Origin of the sequence: Pseudomonas sp. MF6751 (assembly GCF_016613265.1) — a bacterium.
In the GTDB taxonomy this organism is placed as follows: domain Bacteria; phylum Pseudomonadota; class Gammaproteobacteria; order Pseudomonadales; family Pseudomonadaceae; genus Aquipseudomonas; species Aquipseudomonas fluorescens_BV.
Genome location: NZ_JAENSV010000004.1, coordinates 240,427 through 258,456, shown reverse-complemented (window position 1 = coordinate 258,456; position 18,030 = coordinate 240,427). Strand labels below are relative to the sequence as shown.

Below are 18,030 nucleotides of genomic sequence, written 5' to 3'. Positions count from 1 at the left end.
TGTATCGACCCCTGGTCGAAAATCTTCAAGGCGTTTGCCCATTCAACCGCAGCCAAAACAAGCCAATCGTCGATAAGTAGTGCAAACGAACAATGACTACAACGAAAGAGCATAGTAGCCTTCCCCAGCGCTTGAACTCAGGAGTCCGTGCATGTCCGTCCGTCGTACCAAAATCGTCGCCACCCTTGGCCCGGCCAGTAACTCGCCGGAAGTCCTCGAACAGCTGATTCTGGCTGGTTTGGACGTCGCCCGTCTGAACTTCTCCCACGGCACCCCGGACGAGCACAAGGCTCGCGCCAAGCTGGTGCGTGACCTCGCCGCCAAGCATGGCCGCTTCGTTGCACTCTTGGGCGACCTGCAAGGCCCGAAAATCCGTATCGCCAAATTCACCAACAAGCGGATCGAGCTGAAGATCGGTGACAAGTTCACCTTCTCCACCAGCCACCCGCTGACCGAAGGCACCCAGGACGTGGTGGGCATCGACTACCCGGACCTGGTCAAGGACTGCGGCGTCGGTGACGAGCTACTGCTGGACGACGGCCGTGTGGTGATGCGCGTTGACACTGCCACGCCGACCGAACTGAACTGCACCGTGATCATCGGCGGCCCGCTGTCCGACCACAAAGGCATCAACCGTCGCGGTGGTGGCCTGACGGCGCCGGCCCTGACTGAAAAAGACAAGGCCGACATCAAGCTCGCCGCCGAAATGGAAGTGGACTACCTCGCCGTGTCCTTCCCGCGCGACGCCGCCGACATGGAATACGCCCGTAAGCTGCGCGACGAAGCCGGCGGTACCGCCTGGCTGGTAGCGAAGATCGAACGTGCTGAAGCCGTGGCCGATGATGAAACCCTCGACGGCCTGATCAAGGCCTCCGATGCCGTGATGGTTGCCCGTGGCGACCTGGGCGTTGAAATCGGTGACGCCGAGCTGATCGGTATCCAGAAGAAGATCATCCTGCACGCACGCCGTCACAACAAAGCGGTGATCGTTGCGACCCAAATGATGGAGTCGATGATCCAGAACCCGATGCCGACCCGTGCCGAAGTGTCCGACGTGGCCAACGCCGTACTCGACTACACCGACGCCGTGATGCTCTCGGCTGAAAGTGCCGCCGGCCCTTACCCGCTGGAGGCCGTACAGGCCATGGCGCGTATCTGCGTCGGTGCCGAAAAGCACCCGACCAGCAAGACCTCCAGCCATCGCATCGGCAAAGTCTTCGAAAGCTGCGACCAGAGCATCGCCCTGGCTGCCATGTACACCGCCAACCACTTCCCGGGTGTCAAGGCCATCATCGCCTTGACCGAAAGTGGCTACACGCCGTTGATCATGTCGCGCATCCGCTCCTCGGTGCCTATCTACGCGTTTACCCCACACCGCGAAGCCCAGGCCCGCGCGGCCATGTTCCGTGGCGTGTACACCATTCCGTTCGACCCGGCGTCGCTGGCACCGAACGAAGTCAGCCAGAAGGCGATCGACGAGCTGGTCAAACGCGGCGTCGTGGAAAAAGGCGACTGGGTCATCCTGACCAAGGGCGACAGCTACCACACCACCGGTGGCACCAATGGCATGAAGATCCTGCATGTGGGCGACCCGCAGGTCTGAGTGACAGGCTGAAAAACAAAAGCCCCGCCATGTGAATGGCGGGGCTTTTTGCATTTCAGTGCAGGCCACTGTGTTGAATTTCAGGGCCTCATCGCAGCATAGGTATCTACATAACTCTGTTAGCTCAACGGTAACCACGATGCGAAGCGAGCCGCTCTTGATCTGCTTTTGATCTTAGGCGCCCCGTTAAACCACGCTGGCCGGAATTCGACAGGGATTTGGGGGGTAAACCGGCAGGGATGCCGGTTTAGCCGCCCCGCGCCATGGATGGCGCGTGGCGGCGGCCCCCCAAATCACTGGCGGATTACGGGCACACCGAGCCTAAGCGAGGTTCCGAGTGGTGGGGCAAGAGCGCTTTGCTTACTTTTGTCTGGGCCGGCATTCCGGCTTTTCGAAAGTGAGCCGCCGTCAGGGCGGAACCCTAAGTGGCCGTTACCGCAGGAATGGATATGTACACGGTCCAACTGGGTTGACTGTCAGGCCGTCTTCGCAGGCAAGCCAGCTCCCACATTGGATCGCGGGGCATCAGTTATATCTGTGTCGGCTGCCAGGCCGTCACGGGAGCAAGCTCCCTCGCCACAGATTTAGCGTCGTGCCGAAGTTGTGGAGATACCTATGCTCATCGCAGGCAAGCCAGCTCCCACAATAGTTAGACAACTCGGTCTACTGTGGGAGCTGGCTTGCCTGCGATGGCGTCATCAGCACCCGGCGATAAACTCCGATACCGACTTGAGCAGGCTTTTCATAAAGTGAAAGGGCGGGATAGAAACACATCCGCCAGCAATTGATTACGCGGCAGTCCCGCCAGGAACAAGCGCTTGGAAAAGGCCTCGACGCTGGCAGGGTGCCCGCAAAGCAAGGCCAGGGTGTGCCGGGAAACCAGCCGCAGTTGCGCCAACGCCGGCTGCAACTGCGCCGCGGTCCATAGCTCCACGGTCAGGTTCCCATGCCGGGCGGCAAGGGCTGCCAGGGGTTCAGCCAGATAATGACCTTCGGCCTCATGGGCCATATGAATCACGCGAATGTCGCCCTGGTGATCCTGGCGCAGCGCCTCGCGCAACACCCCCCACAAGGGCCCCAGGCCAGTACCGGAAGCCAGCAGCCACAACGGCCGCGATTGCCAGTCAGGGTCGTAGTGCAGTGCTCCACCCCGCAGTTCACCCAGCCGCAAAGGATCACCGACCTTCAACTGTCGCGCTGCATCGCTGAATGCACCGGGTTGACGGCAGTCGATATGAAACTCCAGGTACGGCTCTTCCTGGGGCAAGCCCGCCAGAGAATAGGGGCGTGCCACCTGCCCCGCCCACAGCACCAGATGCTGCCCGGCGTTGTACCGCAGGGCACGCTCCGGTTGCAGGCGCAGGCGCAGTACCGTCGAACTCAGCCAATCGGCGCCCACCACCTGGGCGGGCAGGCCATCGCGCTGAGGGTCAAACGCTTCGACCTTCAGGTCTGCACTGACCCGGCACTGGCACGCCAGGCGCCAACCTTGCTGGCGCTGCGTCGGGCTCAAGGCTTCGGGCTGCTGGTCGTCAACCTCACCCTCGCAACGCACCAGGCACGCATGGCAACTGCCGGCCCGGCAACTGAAGGGCACGGCCACGCCGGCCTGATTCAAGGCATCCAGCAGGTTGCTGCCGAGGGATACAGACCAGTGGCGTTCGCCGACGTACAGTTCAGGCATATAAAGACTCAATCATAAGGAGCGCGCACAGGGAATCATGCCTGCGACAGTTTGACCATAGTCGGGTGTATCGGCCACCGTGCCGGGTTATACTGCCGCGCCTTTTAGCGTCGCGCCTGCACCATTCTGGCGTGCCTTGGAAAGATGGCTTCAGCCGACCGATGCAACACTGACGCCATCTTTATTGAATGTTCCCTTATAGAGGAGCGCGACTCATGACCGTGATCAAGCAAGACGACCTGATTCAGAGCGTTGCCGACGCCCTGCAATTCATTTCCTACTACCACCCCGTTGACTTCATCCAGGCCATGCACGAAGCCTACCTGCGCGAAGAATCGCCGGCGGCCCGTGACTCCATCGCCCAGATCCTGATCAACTCGCGCATGTGCGCCACCGGCCATCGCCCAATCTGCCAGGACACCGGTATCGTCACCGTGTTCGTGCGCGTGGGTATGGACGTGCGTTGGGACGGCGCCACCATGGGCCTGGACGACATGATCAACGAAGGCGTGCGTCGCGCCTACAACCTGCCAGAAAACGTCCTGCGTGCCTCGATCCTCGCCGACCCGGCCGGCGCCCGCAAGAACACCAAGGACAACACCCCTGCGGTCATCCACTACTCCATCGTCCCGGGCAACACCGTGGAAGTGGACGTGGCGGCCAAGGGTGGCGGCTCCGAGAACAAGTCGAAGATGGCCATGCTCAACCCGTCCGACTCGATCGTCGACTGGGTGCTCAAGACTGTTCCGACCATGGGCGCCGGCTGGTGCCCACCGGGCATGCTCGGCATCGGCATCGGCGGTACCGCCGAGAAAGCCGCAGTAATGGCCAAGGAAGTGTTGATGGAGTCCATCGACATCCACGAGCTGAAAAAGCGCGGCCCGCAGAACCGTATCGAAGAAATGCGCCTGGAGCTGTTCGAGAAGGTCAACCAACTGGGCATCGGCGCCCAGGGCCTGGGTGGCCTGACCACCGTGCTCGACGTGAAGATCATGGACTACCCGACGCACGCAGCCTCACTGCCGGTGTGCATGATCCCCAACTGCGCCGCCACCCGTCACGCGCACTTCGTGCTGGACGGCTCGGGCCCGGCGTCGCTGGAAGCGCCACCGTTGGACGCCTACCCGGAAATCGTCTGGGAAGCCGGCCCATCGGCCCGTCGCGTCAACCTCGACACCCTGACCCCGGAAGAAGTGCAGAGCTGGAAGCCGGGCGAAACCGTACTGCTCAACGGCAAGATGCTTACCGGTCGCGACGCGGCGCACAAGCGCATGGTCGAGATGCTGAACAAGGGCGAAACCTTGCCGGTGGACCTCAAGGGCCGCTTTATCTACTACGTCGGCCCGGTTGATCCGGTGCGCGAAGAAGTGGTTGGCCCGGCGGGCCCGACCACCGCGACGCGGATGGACAAGTTCACCCGTCAGATCCTCGAGCAAACCGGCCTGCTGGGCATGATCGGCAAGTCCGAGCGCGGCCCGACCGCCATCGAAGCGATCAAGGACCACAAGGCCGTGTACCTGATGGCCGTGGGCGGCGCCGCTTATTTGGTGGCCCAAGCCATCAAGAAGTCGCGCGTGGTTGCCTTCGCCGAACTGGGTATGGAAGCCATCTACGAGTTCGACGTGAAAGACATGCCGGTCACCGTTGCAGTGGACAGCAAAGGTGAGTCCGTCCACATCACCGGTCCTGCCATCTGGCAGAAAAAGATCAGTGACAGCCTGGCGGTAGAAGTGCAGTAAGCACCTCATCCAAAAGAATAAAGGCGACTGCGGCCCCATGGCCCAGTCGCCTTTTTTTCTGCCTGAAGCAAGGGGCTAGCTCCCATACAAGCTCCTTGGTCACAAGATATGAGCCGCCCATGCTATGGTGCTCGCCCCTTACCGTGCCTGTTCATCATCGTATGATCGTGATCCCTCGCCCCCTGCGCCTGACCTTCTATTCTCTGTTGATCATCGCCGGTGCGGTGCTGGCTGCCGCCTTGGCCACGCACCATGCCGAACGCCAGGCCTTGGTGGACGACGCCGCCCGTGCCAATCAGCAGCTCGCGCTGTATGCCAACTCGCTGCACACCCTGATCGAACGCTACCGTGCCCTGCCCGCCGTACTGGCGCTGGATTCGGAGATGATCAGCGCCTTGAAGGGCCCGCTGGACGCCGCCACGCAAGACCGGCTCAACCGCAAGCTGGAGCGCATCAACGGCGCTGCGCAGTCTTCGACCCTGGAACTGATGGACCGCACCGGCCTGGCCGTGGCCGCCAGCAACTGGAACCTGCCCAGCAGTTATGTCGGCCACAACTACGCGTTCAGGCCGTATTTCAGCCAGACCTTGAGCCAGGGCACCGGGCGCTTTTATGCAGTGGGCGTGACCACGGGTATTCCGGGCTACTTTCTTTCCAGTGCGGTCGTGGATGAGCACGAGCAGTTCCTTGGGGCCATGGTGGTCAAGCTGGAGTTCCCCGAGCTGGAGCGCGAATGGGCCCAGGGCAATGACCTGCTGTTGGTCAGCGATGCGCGGGGCATCGTGTTTATCGCCAACCAGCCGGGCTGGCGTTATCGCAACCTGCGGCCGTTGTCCGAAAATGACCTGGCTGAACTCAAGGCCACCCGCCAATACGACAAGAAGCAACTGCAGCCGCTGGACACCCAGCCCCTGCAACGCTTTGACGAAAACAGCCACTTGATCCGCGTCAGCGGCCCCGACGGCAACGCCAATTACATCTGGGAGTCGCTGCCGCTCAAGCGCGAAGGCTGGACCTTGCACCTGTTGCGCAAACCCCAGTTTGCCTTTGAAGACCAACGTAACGCGGGCCTTGCCGCTGCGGGTTCGTGGCTGGCATTGGTGTTCTTGGGGCTGTTCCTCAGCCAGCGCTGGCGCCTGGCCCGCTTGCGTCAGCGCAGCCGTGAAGAACTGGAGCAATTGGTCGAAGAACGCACCCAGGCGCTGCGCACCGCCCAGGATGGCCTGGTGCAGTCGGCCAAGCTGGCGGCATTGGGGCAGATGTCGGCCGCCCTCGCCCATGAAATCAACCAGCCGCTGACCGCCCAGCGCATGCAACTGGCGACGCTGCGGCTGTTGCTCGACCATGGTCGCGTGGACGATGCCTACAGGGCTCTCACGCCATTGGATGACATGCTCACGCGTATGGCCGCGCTCACCGGCCACCTCAAGACGTTCGCGCGCAAGAGCCCCAGCGGTCTGCGCGAAAAGCTGGACCTGGCGACGGTGGTCGACCAATCCTTGCACCTGCTCGACGCGCGCCTGCGTGACGAAGCCATCGGTGTGGTGCTGGACCTCACTCGCCCGGCCTGGGTACGTGGCGACGCGATCCGCCTGGAACAAGTGCTGATCAACCTGCTGCGCAACGCCCTCGACGCCATGGCCGATAAACCGCGCAAGCGCCTGGAAATCCGCCTGCACGCCGATCAGCAACTATGGCAATTGAGCGTCTGCGACAGCGGCGGCGGGATTGCCGAGGAACATTTGAGCAGCGTATTCGACCCGTTTTTCACCACCAAACCGGTGGGCGACGGGCTCGGCTTGGGGCTCGCGGTGTCCTACGCTATCGTGCATGAACTGGGCGGACGCCTGAGTGCCGCCAACCGTGGCGATGGCGCGATTTTCACCTTGACCCTGCCTATCGCCCTGGAGACGCCAGACCTATGTTGAACGCGGTGATTGTAGTCGATGACGAAGCCAGTATTCGCACGGCCGTCGAGCAATGGCTGAGCCTGTCAGGGTTTGACGTGCAGTTGTTCAGCCGCGCCGAAGAGTGCCTGGCGCAACTGCCCAAGGACTTTGCCGGGGTGATTCTGAGCGACGTGCGCATGCCGGGGCTCAGCGGCCTTGAGCTGTTGGCCGAGGTGCAGCGCCGCGATGCCGATTTGCCGGTGATTTTGCTCACCGGCCATGGCGACGTGCCAATGGCCGTCGAAGCCATGCGCGACGGGGCCTACGACTTCCTGGAAAAACCGTTCAGCCCCGACGCCTTGCTCAACAGCCTGCGCCGGGCGTTGGACAAGCGCAGCTTGATCCTGGAAAACCGCCGTCTGCATCAACAGGCCGATCATCGCGTGCAGTTGGAATCCAGCCTGCTGGGTGTGTCCAAGGGCCTTCAAAGCTTGCGCCGCCAAGTGCTGGACCTGGCGAGTTTGCCGGTCAATGTGCTGATCCGGGGCGAAACCGGCAGCGGCAAGGAGTTGGTCGCCCGCTGCCTGCACGACTTCGGCCCACGCGCCAAGAAGCCGTTCGTGGCCCTCAATTGCGCGGCAATCCCCGAGCAGTTGTTCGAAGCCGAACTGTTCGGACATGAAAGCGGCGCCTTTACCGGCGCCCAGGGCAAACGTATCGGCAAACTGGAATATGCCCACGGCGGCACCTTGTTCCTGGATGAAATCGAAAGCATGCCCCTGGCCCAACAGGTGAAATTGCTGCGCGTGTTGCAAGAGCAGAAGCTGGAGCGGCTGGGCTCCAACCAGAGTATCCATGTGGACCTACGCATCATCGCTGCCACCAAGCCCGACCTGCTGGAAGAAGCCCGTGCGGGGCGCTTTCGCGAAGACCTGGCCTATCGGCTCAATGTCGCACAACTGCGCCTGGCGCCATTGCGTGAACGTCGCGAAGATATTCCGCTGCTGTACGCGCATTTTGCGCAAAGCGCTGCCGAGCGTCTGGGCCGCCAAGTCGAGCCCTTGAGTGGGCCACAGTTGGGGCGTCTGCTCAGCCATGACTGGCCGGGCAATGTGCGCGAACTGGCCAACGTCGCCGAGCGCCAGGTGTTGGGGCTGGACGAGCCGGAACCGCAAGGTATCGAAGCCGGGCAGTCGTTGGCGGCGCAGCAGGAAGCGTTCGAGGCACACTGCCTGAAGGCCGCGTTGACGCGTCACAAGGGCGATATCAAGGCGGTGCTGGCCGAGTTGCAACTGCCGCGTCGCACCTTCAATGAGAAGATGCAGCGGCATGGGTTGGTAAGGGAGATGTTTGTGTAGCGACCTTTGGATCGCCATCGCGGGCAAGCCCGCTCCCACATTTTGGTCTGTGAACACAGGCAGGTGTGGGAGCTGGCTTGCCTGCGATGGCGTCGGCAGCCATAAGCGGATTTCCGCTCATCACCCCAAAACCGTCAGCGAATTTCCGCTCAATAAAATCCCGCAACCCTTCTATTCCGGGCCTTCCTCTACCTGGCACAGCTCCTGCTATAGCCCCAACAGGCTGCGCACGCGCCGCTCCATAAAAACAACTAGATGAAGGATCCTTCAATGGATAACTCCAACACCGTGCCTCTGGGATCGATGGCCGTCAAAGCGCAGGAGCGCACCACCTCCAGCCGCATCAAGTCGATCTTCAGCGGATCGGTCGGCAACATGGTCGAATGGTACGACTGGTACGTCTACGCCGCCTTCTCGCTGTACTTCGCCAAAGCCTTCTTCCCCAAAGGCGACACCACTGCCCAACTGCTCAACACCGCCGCGATCTTCGCCGTAGGCTTCCTGATGCGCCCGATCGGTGGCTGGCTGATGGGCCTGTACGCCGACAAAGTGGGGCGTAAAAAAGCCTTGATGGCCTCGGTGTACCTGATGTGCTTCGGCTCGCTGCTGATTGCCCTGAGCCCCGGCTATGAAATCATTGGTATCGGTGCGCCGATCCTGCTGGTGTTTGCCCGCCTGCTGCAGGGCCTGTCGGTCGGCGGCGAATACGGTACCTCTGCCACTTACCTGAGTGAGATGGCCACCAAGGAACGCCGCGGTTTCTACTCCAGCTTCCAATACGTGACCCTGATCTCCGGCCAGCTCATCGCGCTGGCGGTGCTGATCGTGCTGCAGCAGGTGCTCACCACCGAGCAGTTGTATGCCTGGGGCTGGCGTATCCCGTTCGCCATCGGTGCCTTGTGCGCAGTGGTCGCGCTGTACCTGCGTCGCGGCATGGAAGAAACCGAGTCGTTCACCAAGAAAGAAAAAGCCAAGGAAAGCGCAATGCGCACCTTGATGCGCCATCCCAAGGAACTGATGACCGTGGTCGGCCTGACCATGGGCGGCACCCTGGCGTTCTACACCTACACCACCTACATGCAGAAATATCTGGTGAACACGGTCGGCATGAGCATCTCCGACTCCACCACCATCTCGGCGGCGACGCTGTTTCTGTTCATGTGCCTGCAACCGATCATCGGCGGGCTGTCGGATAAAATCGGCCGCCGCCCGATCCTGATCGCCTTCGGCGTCCTTGGCACCCTGTTCACCGTGCCGATCCTCACCACCCTGCACACCATCCAGAGCTGGTGGGGCGCGTTCTTCCTGATCATGGCCGCGCTGATCATCGTCAGCGGCTACACCTCTATCAACGCCGTGGTGAAGGCCGAGCTGTTCCCGACCGAAATCCGCGCACTGGGCGTGGGCCTGCCGTATGCCCTGACCGTGTCGATCTTCGGCGGTACCGCTGAATACATCGCGCTGTGGTTCAAGAGCATCGGTATGGAAACTGGCTACTACTGGTACGTGACCGCGTGTATCGCCGTGTCGTTGATGGTGTACGTGACCATGAAAGACACGCGTAAACACTCGCGAATCACCACCGACTAAAAATGTGGGAGCGGGCTTGCTCGCGAACGCGGTGGATCAGTCAATAAAACTGTCGACTGACACACCGCATTCGCGAGCAAGCCCGCTCCCACATTCGTTATGATGCGTGCCCCAGAATTCCATATGGAGCAGGTGATGTCCGACGATATCCACTTTTACGAACCCGCCAACGGCCACGGCCTGCCCCATGACCCGTTCAATGCGATCGTCGGCCCACGCCCGATTGGCTGGATCTCCTCGCACGATCGCGAAGGCCGCCTGAACCTGGCGCCTTACAGCTTCTTCAATGCGTTCAACTACATTCCGCCGATCATTGGGTTTTCCAGTGTCGGGCGTAAAGACAGCCTGAACAATATCGAACAGACTGGAGAATTCGTCTGGAACCTGGCCACCCGCCCGCTGGCCGAGCAGATGAACCAGAGCTGCGCAGCCGTATCGCCCGAGGTGAATGAATTCGAACTCTCCGGGCTGACGCCGGTGGCTTCGAAAATCGTTGGCGTACCACGGGTGGGCGAGAGCCCGGTGTCCTTCGAGTGCAAGGTGACGCAGATCATCCAGCTGCAACGTGCCGACCAGCAGTTGGTGCCGAGCTGGCTGGTGCTGGGCGAGGTGGTGGCGGTGCACATCGCCAAATGGTTGCTCAAGGATGGGATCTACGACACCGCTGCCGCCGAGCCTATTTTGCGCGGGGGTGGCCCGGCGGATTATTTCCAGCTGGGGCCTGAGGCCCTGTTCAAAATGCACAGACCAGGCGCCACCAAACCCTGACTGAAATGCAATCAAAACTGTGGGAGCTGGCTTGCCTGCGATAGCGGTGGGTCAGTTAACCCAAGAGTGACTGATACACCGCTATCGCAGGCAAGCCAGCTCCCACATTGGTTAGGTGTGCTGCCTCAGCGTTCAGCAGTCGCCCAGGTCAGTTGGCCTTCTGCATCCACATCGACCAGATGCTCGAGTTGCAACGTCGCCGCATCATCGGCATCGGACGCAGTCTTGAACGTCTGCCCATCAAGGATCTTGTGAAACCTGGGTGCGCCCATGCCATCCAGTGCCTTGACGGCGACGGCGGCGCTGTAGCCACCTTCGCCCGGTACTACCGCGGAAACGGCTTCGTGGTGGGCAAATTGTTTACGTGCCATGTTGCAGGTCCTGGCCAATGGAAAGTCGGCCATTCTAACCGTTAACCGGCCAGTTGCAGGTACTCGCCGTAGGCCTGTGCCGCCGATGCGTCGGTGAAGGTCTGGAAGTCCATGCTGCGCACGACCATGTCGTTCAGAAGCTCAGTGAAGATCATCAGGGCCGCAGAGTTGAAGTAGGCGCTCATGGCCTGCTCGCTGCTCCAAAACCCGGACACCAACCAGACATCGGGATCGACCTGGGAGTGCTGCAATGAGAATTGCAGGCAACCCTGGGCCTGGCGACCTGGTTCGATCAAACTGCTCAAGCGTGCACCCAGCTCGGTGCTGCACCCGCTACGGGCGCGGATAAAGGCCATATGGCTCGCGGGAATGGGGGTGGACATGTTCGACTCTCCCGTTGAGAAGTGATGCTCGGCAAGCACAGTGAGGGCGTGTTGCCACAGGATCAAAGATAACGGCGCGGGGGTGGGCGCGGTTAGTCAATTCCTGCAGGCTTATTGCACAATCCTGCGAGAAGCGTAGGGAGGACGTTCGGCCCCAGGATTTATTCCAGGCCCAGGCCTCATGTTTCAGGCTGATGACAGGCTGCGCACTTGCCTGATTCACGCTATCTCGCAGGATCAGGCAAGGATGCTGCAGAATCGACGTAACACTTTTTGAAAAGCCGCCGCTAAGCTGAGCCCATCAAAGCAGCGTGTAGAGGACGCCCCATGCCGTCGCCCGAATCCAAGTCCATTCCCCTCGATGCCGAGATGGAGAAACAACGCGCCGAGCTGGCCAGTATCGTGCACCGCCATACCTGGGAGGACGGCTCCTACGGCACGGCGATCACCTCGCTGTACCTGAACCGCCACAACGCGCCGCGGGATTTCATGCCGGTGCTGGTGGAGCCCGCGCTGTGCATCCTCGCCAGTGGCAGTAAGGAAGTGCGCCTGGCCGACGAGATCTTTGCCTACGACCCGCTCAACTACTTGGTGTTCTCGGTGGCGATGCCGGTAGCCGGCCGCATTATCGACGCCACCGCCGAGGACCCGAACCTCTCGGTGCGTATCAATATCGACCCGGCGCAGCTCACAGCGCTGATCGCAGAGGCCGGGCCGATGGGCGTGCCCTCGCGCCCGACCTCACGAGGCATGTACGTCGACCGCATCGATCACGCACTGCTCGACGCGGTGCTGCGTCTGACCCGCTTGCTGGACACCCCTAAAGACATCGCGATGCTCGCGCCCTTGATCAACCGTGAAATTCTCTACCGCTTGCTGCGCGGCCCGCAGGGTTATCGCCTGTATGAAATCGCTGTGGCTAACAGCCAGAGCCATCGGGTGAGCCAGGCGATCACCTGGCTGAACGGTAACTACGAACAGCCGCTGCGTATCGACGACCTGGCCAAAGAAGTGAACCTGAGCGTCTCGACCTTGCACCATCGCTTTAAAGCGATCACGGCCATGAGCCCGCTGCAATACCAGAAGCAACTGCGCTTGCAGGAAGCCCGGCGGCTGATGATTGCCGAAGGGCTGGAGGCCTCGGCAGCGGGGTATCGGGTGGGGTATGAAAGCCCGTCGCAGTTCAGCCGGGAGTACAGCCGGTTGTTCGGTGCGCCGCCGCTGCGCGACTTGGCCCGGTTGCGCCAGAGCATCTGATGTACGCAGAGCAACATGTGGGAGCTGGCTTGCCTGCGATGGCGGTGTGTCAGTCACTAATGAGTCAACTGAACCACCGCTATCGCAGGCAAGCCAGCTCCCACATTTGATCTCAGGTGTTTGTTAGTCCAAGGTTCTTGGTAGTTGCAGGGTAACGCGCAGGCCGCCTTCACGCAGGTTCTGCAAACTCACTTCGCCCCCATGGCTGTGGGCAATATTGCGCGCAATCCCCAACCCCAATCCGTAACCCTGCTGCTGGCCGGCCAGGCGGAAGTGCGGCTCAAACACCTGCTCCAGTCGCTGCTGCGGCACACCGGGGCCCTCGTCATCCACATGCAGGATGAACTGCAAGCCATCGTCCTCGATATGCAAATGCGCGTTCTGCCCGTACTTGAGCGCGTTGTCGATCAGGTTGCCGATGCAGCGCTTGAGCGCCAGCGGCTTGCCTGGGTAGGCTGACAGGGCCGCGCCATCCAGGGTCACTCGGCCATTGCCGTGGGGTGCCAGGTACGGCTCCACCAGGCATTCGAGGACGTGGTTGAGGTCCACCGGCTGGATGTTTTCGTGGATGTCGGTGTCTTTCACGCATTGCAGCGCGCCCTTGACCAGCAATTCCAGCTCATCCAGGTCACGGCCGAATTTGTTTTGCAGGTTCTCGTCTTCCAACAATTCCACACGCAGGCGCAGGCGGGTGATGGGCGTGCGCAGGTCATGGGAAATCGCGCTGAACAACTGGCTGCGCTCGGTCAGGTAACGGCTGATGCGCTCACGCATGGCATTGAATGCACGGCCCACTTCCACCACTTCACTGCCGCCTCCTTCAGCCACCGGCTCCACATCGGCGCCCAGGGACATGTCCCGCGCCGCTCGCGCCAGGCGCTTGAGCGGTCGGCTTTGCCAGTGCACCAGCAGGCCGATGAACAGCAGCAGAAAACCGCTGGTGAGCACGATGAACCACACCTGCTGGGACGGCAGGCCTTGCTCTTCCAGGCTGGTGTAGGGCTCGGGCAATAGCGAGGCGATGTACAGCCATTCACCGGGTGCCAGTTGGATCTGGGTGACCAGCACCGGCGGGTTCACCGGTTCCAGGGTCAGCGCGTAATGGGCCCAGGAGCGCGGCAGTTCGTCGAGCTTCAGGCCGGCATTGAAGATGCGCAGGTCTTCGGCGCTGACGAACTCTACCGAGATATGCACGTCGGCACCCAGGGTCTGGCGCAGCACTTCGTCCACCGCCACCAGCACCGCTTGCTTGCGCGGGGTTTCGGGCAGTATTTGCATGTCCAGCGGGCGATCATTGAGGGTCACCACAAAACGCGTGCCGCCCATGCTGCGCAATTGGTCCAGCACTAACGGGCGATAGGCCACCGGCAGCGACCGGAAGTAACTCACGCTGGCGGTCATTGAATGCGCCAGGCTACGGGCGCTGGTGACCAGGCCCTCAAGCTGGGTGGCGCGCAATTGCGACACCCAGATCACGCTGGACAGCGCTTGGGCGAACAGCACCGCCAGCAAGGTCAGCAGTAACATGCGCCCCAGCAGCGAGCGGGGTACCGGAAAGCGGCGGCGACGTTCGTTCAGTGGTTCAGTGGGCATTGCCGGCAACCACGCTGGCTGCCAGTTGATAGCCGCTGCCACGCACGGTACGGATCAGCCGCGGAGGTTTCTCGGTGTCGCGCAGGCGTTGGCGCAAGCGGCTGACGGCCATGTCGACGATACGGTCCAGGGGCATCAGGTCGCGGCCACGGGTGGCGTTGCCGATGGTGTCGCGGTCGAGGATCTGTTGCGGGTGGTCGAGAAACAACTTGAGCAAGGCGAAGTCGGCACCGGAGAGGATCACCTCTTCACCATCCACATGAAACAAGCGGTGGCTGATCATATCCAGGCGCCATTCATCGAACACCCACACATCACCGCCGCTGCTGCGCTCCTGGCCGAATTGGCAGCGGCGCAGCAGTGCCTTGATGCGCGCCTGCAACTCGCGGGGGCTGAACGGTTTGCCGATATAGTCATCGGCGCCCAGCTCCAGGCCGATCACGCGGTCGGCTTCGTCGGAACTGGCGGTGAGCATGATGATCGGCACCTGCGCCTGGCGCGGGTGCTGGCGGATCCAGCGGCACAGGCTGAAGCCGTCTTCGTCTGGCAACATGACATCGAGGATGACCAGGTCGCACGGCGCCTCGTTCATCGCCTGACGGAACCCCGCGCCGTCGGACACGCCACGGACCTGGAAGCCGGCGCGACTGAGGTAGGTTTGCAGCAATTCGCGGATTTCCTGGTCGTCGTCGACGAGGAGAATGGATTTACTGATTACGCTCACGGGGCCTCCTTGTTGTTATGGCCTGGCTTAAATCATCGGGTGCCCTTTAGGCCGTCATCGCAGGCAAGCCAGCTCCCACACTTGGAATGCATTCCAGACTGTGGGAGCTGGCTTGCCTGCGATGGCGCCATTATGACCTATGCAAAAGCTTGCTCAAGCGCCACACCAGCCCCAGTCAACCCGGAATACGGCGCCGTCACCAGCCATACCGGAATACCTTTGAAGTAGTCGCTCATGCAGCCTTTGTCGCGAAAACTCTGGGCAAAGCCACTGTTGATAAAGAAGTCGGCAAACCTCGGTATCACCCCACCCACGATGTACACGCCACCGCGTCCACCGGTGGTCAAGACGTTATTGCCCGCCACCCGGCCCAGCCAGATGCTGAACTGGTCCAATACTTCCATGGCCACCGGATCGCCGGCCAGGCCCGCCGCCGTGATGGCTTCGGGGGTGTCGAGCACCGGCTCGTGCCCATCCACCGCACAAATCGCCCGGTACAGCCGTGGCAGGCCGCCACCGCTCAACGCGGTTTCGGCGCTGACATGCCCGATCTCGCTGTAGATGTGTTGCCACAGCTGGGTTTCCCGCGGGCTGCTCAGGGGCAGGTCGACATGCCCACCCTCCCCCGGCAATGCCGCCCAACGGCCTGCGCCGAGGTCCAGCAAGGTGCCGACGCCAAGACCCGTACCCGGGCCGATCACCACGGCCGGGCGCAAGGGCTCCGGCGTGCCTTCGCAGACCACGCGGAATTCGTCGGGCTTGAGTCGGGTCATGCCCAGGGCCATGGCCGAGAAGTCGTTGACCAGCAACAGTTCATCCACCTGCAGGGCCTGGCAAAACGCGGTTTTGCTCAGGCGCCAGTGGTTGTTGGTGAACTTGAATTCATCGCCGCTCACCGGCCCGGCCACCGACAGGCACACCGCACCGATGTCCCCGATTTGCAGGCCTTCTTCTTTGAGATAGACCTTGATCGCCTCTTCAGGGCTGCCGTGATCCGCCGTGGCATGCACGCGGATCGAATGCAGTTCCTGATCCCGCCATAACGCAAAACGGGCGTTAGTCCCCCCGATGTCACCGACCAGCGCAAGCTTCACTTAAGCGTCTCCAAGGCAGAGGTAAAGGCGCTGGCGCCCTGCTCTGCGGAGCTTGCGGCCAAGCGCATGAATGCAAACAACTCGCGACCGGCCCCCACGTTATTGCCCAACAGGCCCGTGGCAGGCGTGCGCGCTGCAAATACTTCGGCGTCCACCTTAAGCTCCAGGGTGCCGGTAACGCCATCCACACGGATGATATCGCCATCCTGGACCCGCGCCAGCGGCCCGCCGCTCTGGGCTTCGGGGTTGACGTGGATCGCGGCAGGGATCTTACCCGACGCGCCGGACATTCGCCCATCTGTCACCAGCGCCACTTTGAAACCACGGTCCTGCAACACGCCCAGGAACGGGGTCATCTTGTGCAGTTCCGGCATGCCGTTGGAGCGCGGCCCCTGGAAGCGCATCACCGCGACGAAGTCTTTTTCCAACAGGCCGGCCTTGAAGGCATCGGCCAGGTCCTGCTGGTCCTGGAACACCACCGCGGGCGCTTCGACAACCTGATGCTCTGGAGCTACCGCCGAAACCTTCATCACGCCACGGCCGAGGTTGCCTTCCATCACGCGCAAGCCGCCTTCCGGCGAGAACGCACGGGCCACCGGGCGCAGGATGGTTTCGTCGAGGCTTTCGATCGGGCCGTCGCGCCAGACCAGTTCGCCATCCACCAGGAAAGGTTCCTGGATATAGCGGCTCAGGCCCTTGCCGGCCACGGTGTTGACGTCTTCGTGGAGCAGGCCGGCTTCCAGCAGTTCGCGGATCAGGAACGACATACCGCCCGCCGCCTGGAAGTGGTTGATGTCAGCCTTGCCATTTGGATACACGTGGGACAGGGTCGGCACCACCTCGGAGAGGTCCGCCATGTCCTGCCAGGTCAGGATGATGCCTGCCGACATGGCAATGGCCGGCATGTGCAGGGTGTGGTTGGTGGAGCCGCCGGTGGCATTGAGCGCAACGATGGAGTTGACGATGGACTTCTCGTCGACAATCTCGCCAATCGGCGTGAAGTTGCCATTGGCCTTGGTCAAACGCGTGACCTGGTGCGCAGCTTCGCGGGTCAACGCATCCCGCAGCGGCGTGTAAGGGTTGACGAACGAAGCGCCGGGCAAGTGCAGGCCCATGACTTCCATCAGCAACTGGTTGGTGTTGGCGGTGCCGTAGAAGGTGCAGGTACCAGGGCTGTGGTAGGACTTCATCTCCGATTCCAGCAGTTCTTCGCGGCTGGCCTTGCCTTCGGCATAGCGCTGGCGCACATCGGCCTTCTGCTTGTTGGAGATACCCGACGGCATCGGCCCGCCCGGCACGAAGATCATCGGCAGGTGGCCGTAGCGCAGTGCGCCCATCATCAGGCCAGGGACGATCTTGTCGCAGATGCCCAGCATCAGCGCGGCGTCGAACATGTTGTGGGACAGCGCTACCGCCGTGGACATGGCAATGACTTCACGGCTGAGCAGGCTCAGCTCCATGCCTGGCTCGCCCTGGGTCACGCCGTCACACATGGCGGGGGTGCCGCCGGCGAACTGGCCGACCGAGCCGACTTCGCGCAGAGCCTTTTTGATTTGTTCGGGGAAATGCTCGTAGGGCTGATGCGCCGAGAGCATGTCGTTATAAGAAGAAACAATTGCCACGTTGGCGGCATTCATCATGCGCAGGCTGTTTTTGTCTTCGGTGCCGCAACCGGCCACGCCATGGGCGAAGTTGGCGCATTGCAGCTTGCCGCGCATCGGACCGTCGCTGGCTGCGCCGCGAATGAGCGCAAGGTAAGCCTCGCGGGTGGCGCGGCTGCGGGCGATAAGCCGTTCGGTGACCTCAAGAACGCGGGGATGCATGTATAGAACTCCAGGCTAACGGATGTGGCGACCTGAGTGTCTATGCTGATCAAACGCCCACGGCTCATGGGATGGCAGGGGGTCGTTTGGATCATCGGACCAGTTGATTCAGGTCACTCGTTGTAGATTGAACAAAATATTGCCACTAAAAAGG

Annotated in this window: 14 protein-coding genes; 7 read left to right on the top strand and 7 right to left on the bottom strand. The window is 61.7% G+C overall.

What is annotated here, in order from left to right:
• The first annotated feature begins 151 nt into the window (after positions 1 to 151).
• Complete coding sequence (gene pyk, locus JJD66_RS05985; RefSeq protein WP_003193904.1) at positions 152 to 1,603, top strand: pyruvate kinase; 1,452 nt, start codon at positions 152 to 154, stop codon at positions 1,601 to 1,603.
• Positions 1,604 to 2,345: 742 nt separating this feature from the next.
• Here the strand turns inward: pyk and JJD66_RS05980 are convergent.
• A complete protein-coding gene (locus JJD66_RS05980) occupies positions 2,346 to 3,287 on the bottom strand; it encodes an iron-sulfur-binding ferredoxin reductase (protein WP_200647753.1) in 942 nt (313 codons plus the stop codon).
• 215 nt (positions 3,288 to 3,502) lie between these two features.
• Between JJD66_RS05980 and JJD66_RS05975 the strand changes: the two genes are divergently transcribed.
• The 5 genes from JJD66_RS05975 (at position 3,503) to JJD66_RS05955 (ending at position 10,631) form a co-directional block, all read left to right on the top strand.
• The gene (locus JJD66_RS05975; RefSeq protein ID WP_003193907.1) at positions 3,503 to 5,026 is read left to right on the top strand and encodes a fumarate hydratase; all 1,524 of its coding nucleotides are present in this window, start codon (positions 3,503 to 3,505) and stop codon (positions 5,024 to 5,026) included.
• Positions 5,027 to 5,187: 161 nt separating this feature from the next.
• Positions 5,188 to 6,954: an ATP-binding protein gene (locus tag JJD66_RS05970; protein ID WP_200647752.1), complete on the top strand. Its 1,767-nt coding sequence runs from the start codon at positions 5,188 to 5,190 to the stop codon at positions 6,952 to 6,954.
• The gene (locus JJD66_RS05965) at positions 6,948 to 8,273 is read left to right on the top strand and encodes a sigma-54-dependent transcriptional regulator (RefSeq protein ID WP_198715624.1); all 1,326 of its coding nucleotides are present in this window, start codon (positions 6,948 to 6,950) and stop codon (positions 8,271 to 8,273) included. The genes JJD66_RS05970 and JJD66_RS05965 overlap by 7 nt, the downstream gene beginning before the upstream one ends.
• Before the next feature lie 270 nt (positions 8,274 to 8,543).
• A complete protein-coding gene (locus tag JJD66_RS05960) occupies positions 8,544 to 9,863 on the top strand; it encodes an MFS transporter (protein ID WP_105228248.1) in 1,320 nt (439 codons plus the stop codon).
• Positions 9,864 to 9,998: 135 nt separating this feature from the next.
• Complete coding sequence (locus JJD66_RS05955) at positions 9,999 to 10,631, top strand: flavin reductase family protein (RefSeq protein WP_105228250.1); 633 nt, start codon at positions 9,999 to 10,001, stop codon at positions 10,629 to 10,631.
• 125 nt (positions 10,632 to 10,756) lie between these two features.
• On the opposite strand, the gene JJD66_RS05950 is transcribed toward JJD66_RS05955, so the two are convergent.
• Together JJD66_RS05950 and JJD66_RS05945 are read right to left on the bottom strand one after the other, a co-directional pair.
• Positions 10,757 to 11,002 carry a hypothetical protein gene (locus tag JJD66_RS05950; protein ID WP_019817340.1) on the bottom strand — a complete coding sequence of 82 codons (246 nt, stop codon included), beginning with the start codon at positions 11,000 to 11,002 and terminating at the stop codon, positions 10,757 to 10,759.
• A 41-nt stretch (positions 11,003 to 11,043) separates the two neighbouring features.
• On the bottom strand, positions 11,044 to 11,385 hold the full coding sequence (locus JJD66_RS05945; protein ID WP_073522888.1) for an antibiotic biosynthesis monooxygenase family protein: 342 nt from the start codon (positions 11,383 to 11,385) through the stop codon (positions 11,044 to 11,046).
• Between the two features lie 327 nt (positions 11,386 to 11,712).
• Between JJD66_RS05945 and JJD66_RS05940 the strand changes: the two genes are divergently transcribed.
• Positions 11,713 to 12,642: an AraC family transcriptional regulator gene (locus JJD66_RS05940; RefSeq protein ID WP_034128611.1), complete on the top strand. Its 930-nt coding sequence runs from the start codon at positions 11,713 to 11,715 to the stop codon at positions 12,640 to 12,642.
• A 123-nt stretch (positions 12,643 to 12,765) separates the two neighbouring features.
• Here the strand turns inward: JJD66_RS05940 and JJD66_RS05935 are convergent, their stop codons facing one another.
• The 4 genes from JJD66_RS05935 to edd all read right to left on the bottom strand — a co-directional run bounded on the left by JJD66_RS05935 (position 12,766) and on the right by edd (position 17,876).
• Positions 12,766 to 14,235 carry an ATP-binding protein gene (locus JJD66_RS05935; protein WP_200647751.1) on the bottom strand — a complete coding sequence of 490 codons (1,470 nt, stop codon included), beginning with the start codon at positions 14,233 to 14,235 and terminating at the stop codon, positions 12,766 to 12,768.
• Entirely contained in the window at positions 14,225 to 14,959 is a 735-nt protein-coding gene (locus tag JJD66_RS05930; RefSeq protein ID WP_003193918.1) for a response regulator, read from the bottom strand. Before JJD66_RS05930 ends, JJD66_RS05935 begins: the two co-directional genes overlap by 11 nt.
• A gap of 137 nt (positions 14,960 to 15,096) precedes the next feature.
• The gene (locus JJD66_RS05925; RefSeq protein ID WP_034128613.1) at positions 15,097 to 16,053 is read right to left on the bottom strand and encodes a glucokinase; all 957 of its coding nucleotides are present in this window, start codon (positions 16,051 to 16,053) and stop codon (positions 15,097 to 15,099) included.
• On the bottom strand, positions 16,050 to 17,876 hold the full coding sequence (edd, locus tag JJD66_RS05920; RefSeq protein ID WP_014719752.1) for a phosphogluconate dehydratase: 1,827 nt from the start codon (positions 17,874 to 17,876) through the stop codon (positions 16,050 to 16,052). Before edd ends, JJD66_RS05925 begins: the two co-directional genes overlap by 4 nt.
• Between the last annotated feature and the right edge of the window lie 154 nt (positions 17,877 to 18,030).

Bases quoted from the DNA above. Each gene is read 5' to 3' on its own strand.
- JJD66_RS05960 (WP_105228248.1), top strand. From the start codon at position 8,544: ATGGATAACTCCAACACCGTGCCTCTGGGATCGATGGCCGTCAAAGCG.
- JJD66_RS05955 (WP_105228250.1), top strand. From the start codon at position 9,999: ATGTCCGACGATATCCACTTTTACGAACCCGCCAACGGCCACGGCCTG.
- edd (WP_014719752.1), bottom strand. From the start codon at position 17,876: ATGCATCCCCGCGTTCTTGAGGTCACCGAACGGCTTATCGCCCGCAGC.
- JJD66_RS05935 (WP_200647751.1), bottom strand. From the start codon at position 14,235: ATGCCCACTGAACCACTGAACGAACGTCGCCGCCGCTTTCCGGTACCC.
- pyk (WP_003193904.1), top strand. From the start codon at position 152: ATGTCCGTCCGTCGTACCAAAATCGTCGCCACCCTTGGCCCGGCCAGT.
- JJD66_RS05975 (WP_003193907.1), top strand. From the start codon at position 3,503: ATGACCGTGATCAAGCAAGACGACCTGATTCAGAGCGTTGCCGACGCC.
- JJD66_RS05980 (WP_200647753.1), bottom strand. From the start codon at position 3,287: ATGCCTGAACTGTACGTCGGCGAACGCCACTGGTCTGTATCCCTCGGC.
- JJD66_RS05945 (WP_073522888.1), bottom strand. From the start codon at position 11,385: ATGTCCACCCCCATTCCCGCGAGCCATATGGCCTTTATCCGCGCCCGT.
- JJD66_RS05970 (WP_200647752.1), top strand. From the start codon at position 5,188: ATGATCGTGATCCCTCGCCCCCTGCGCCTGACCTTCTATTCTCTGTTG.
- JJD66_RS05950 (WP_019817340.1), bottom strand. From the start codon at position 11,002: ATGGCACGTAAACAATTTGCCCACCACGAAGCCGTTTCCGCGGTAGTA.
- JJD66_RS05965 (WP_198715624.1), top strand. From the start codon at position 6,948: ATGTTGAACGCGGTGATTGTAGTCGATGACGAAGCCAGTATTCGCACG.
- JJD66_RS05940 (WP_034128611.1), top strand. From the start codon at position 11,713: ATGCCGTCGCCCGAATCCAAGTCCATTCCCCTCGATGCCGAGATGGAG.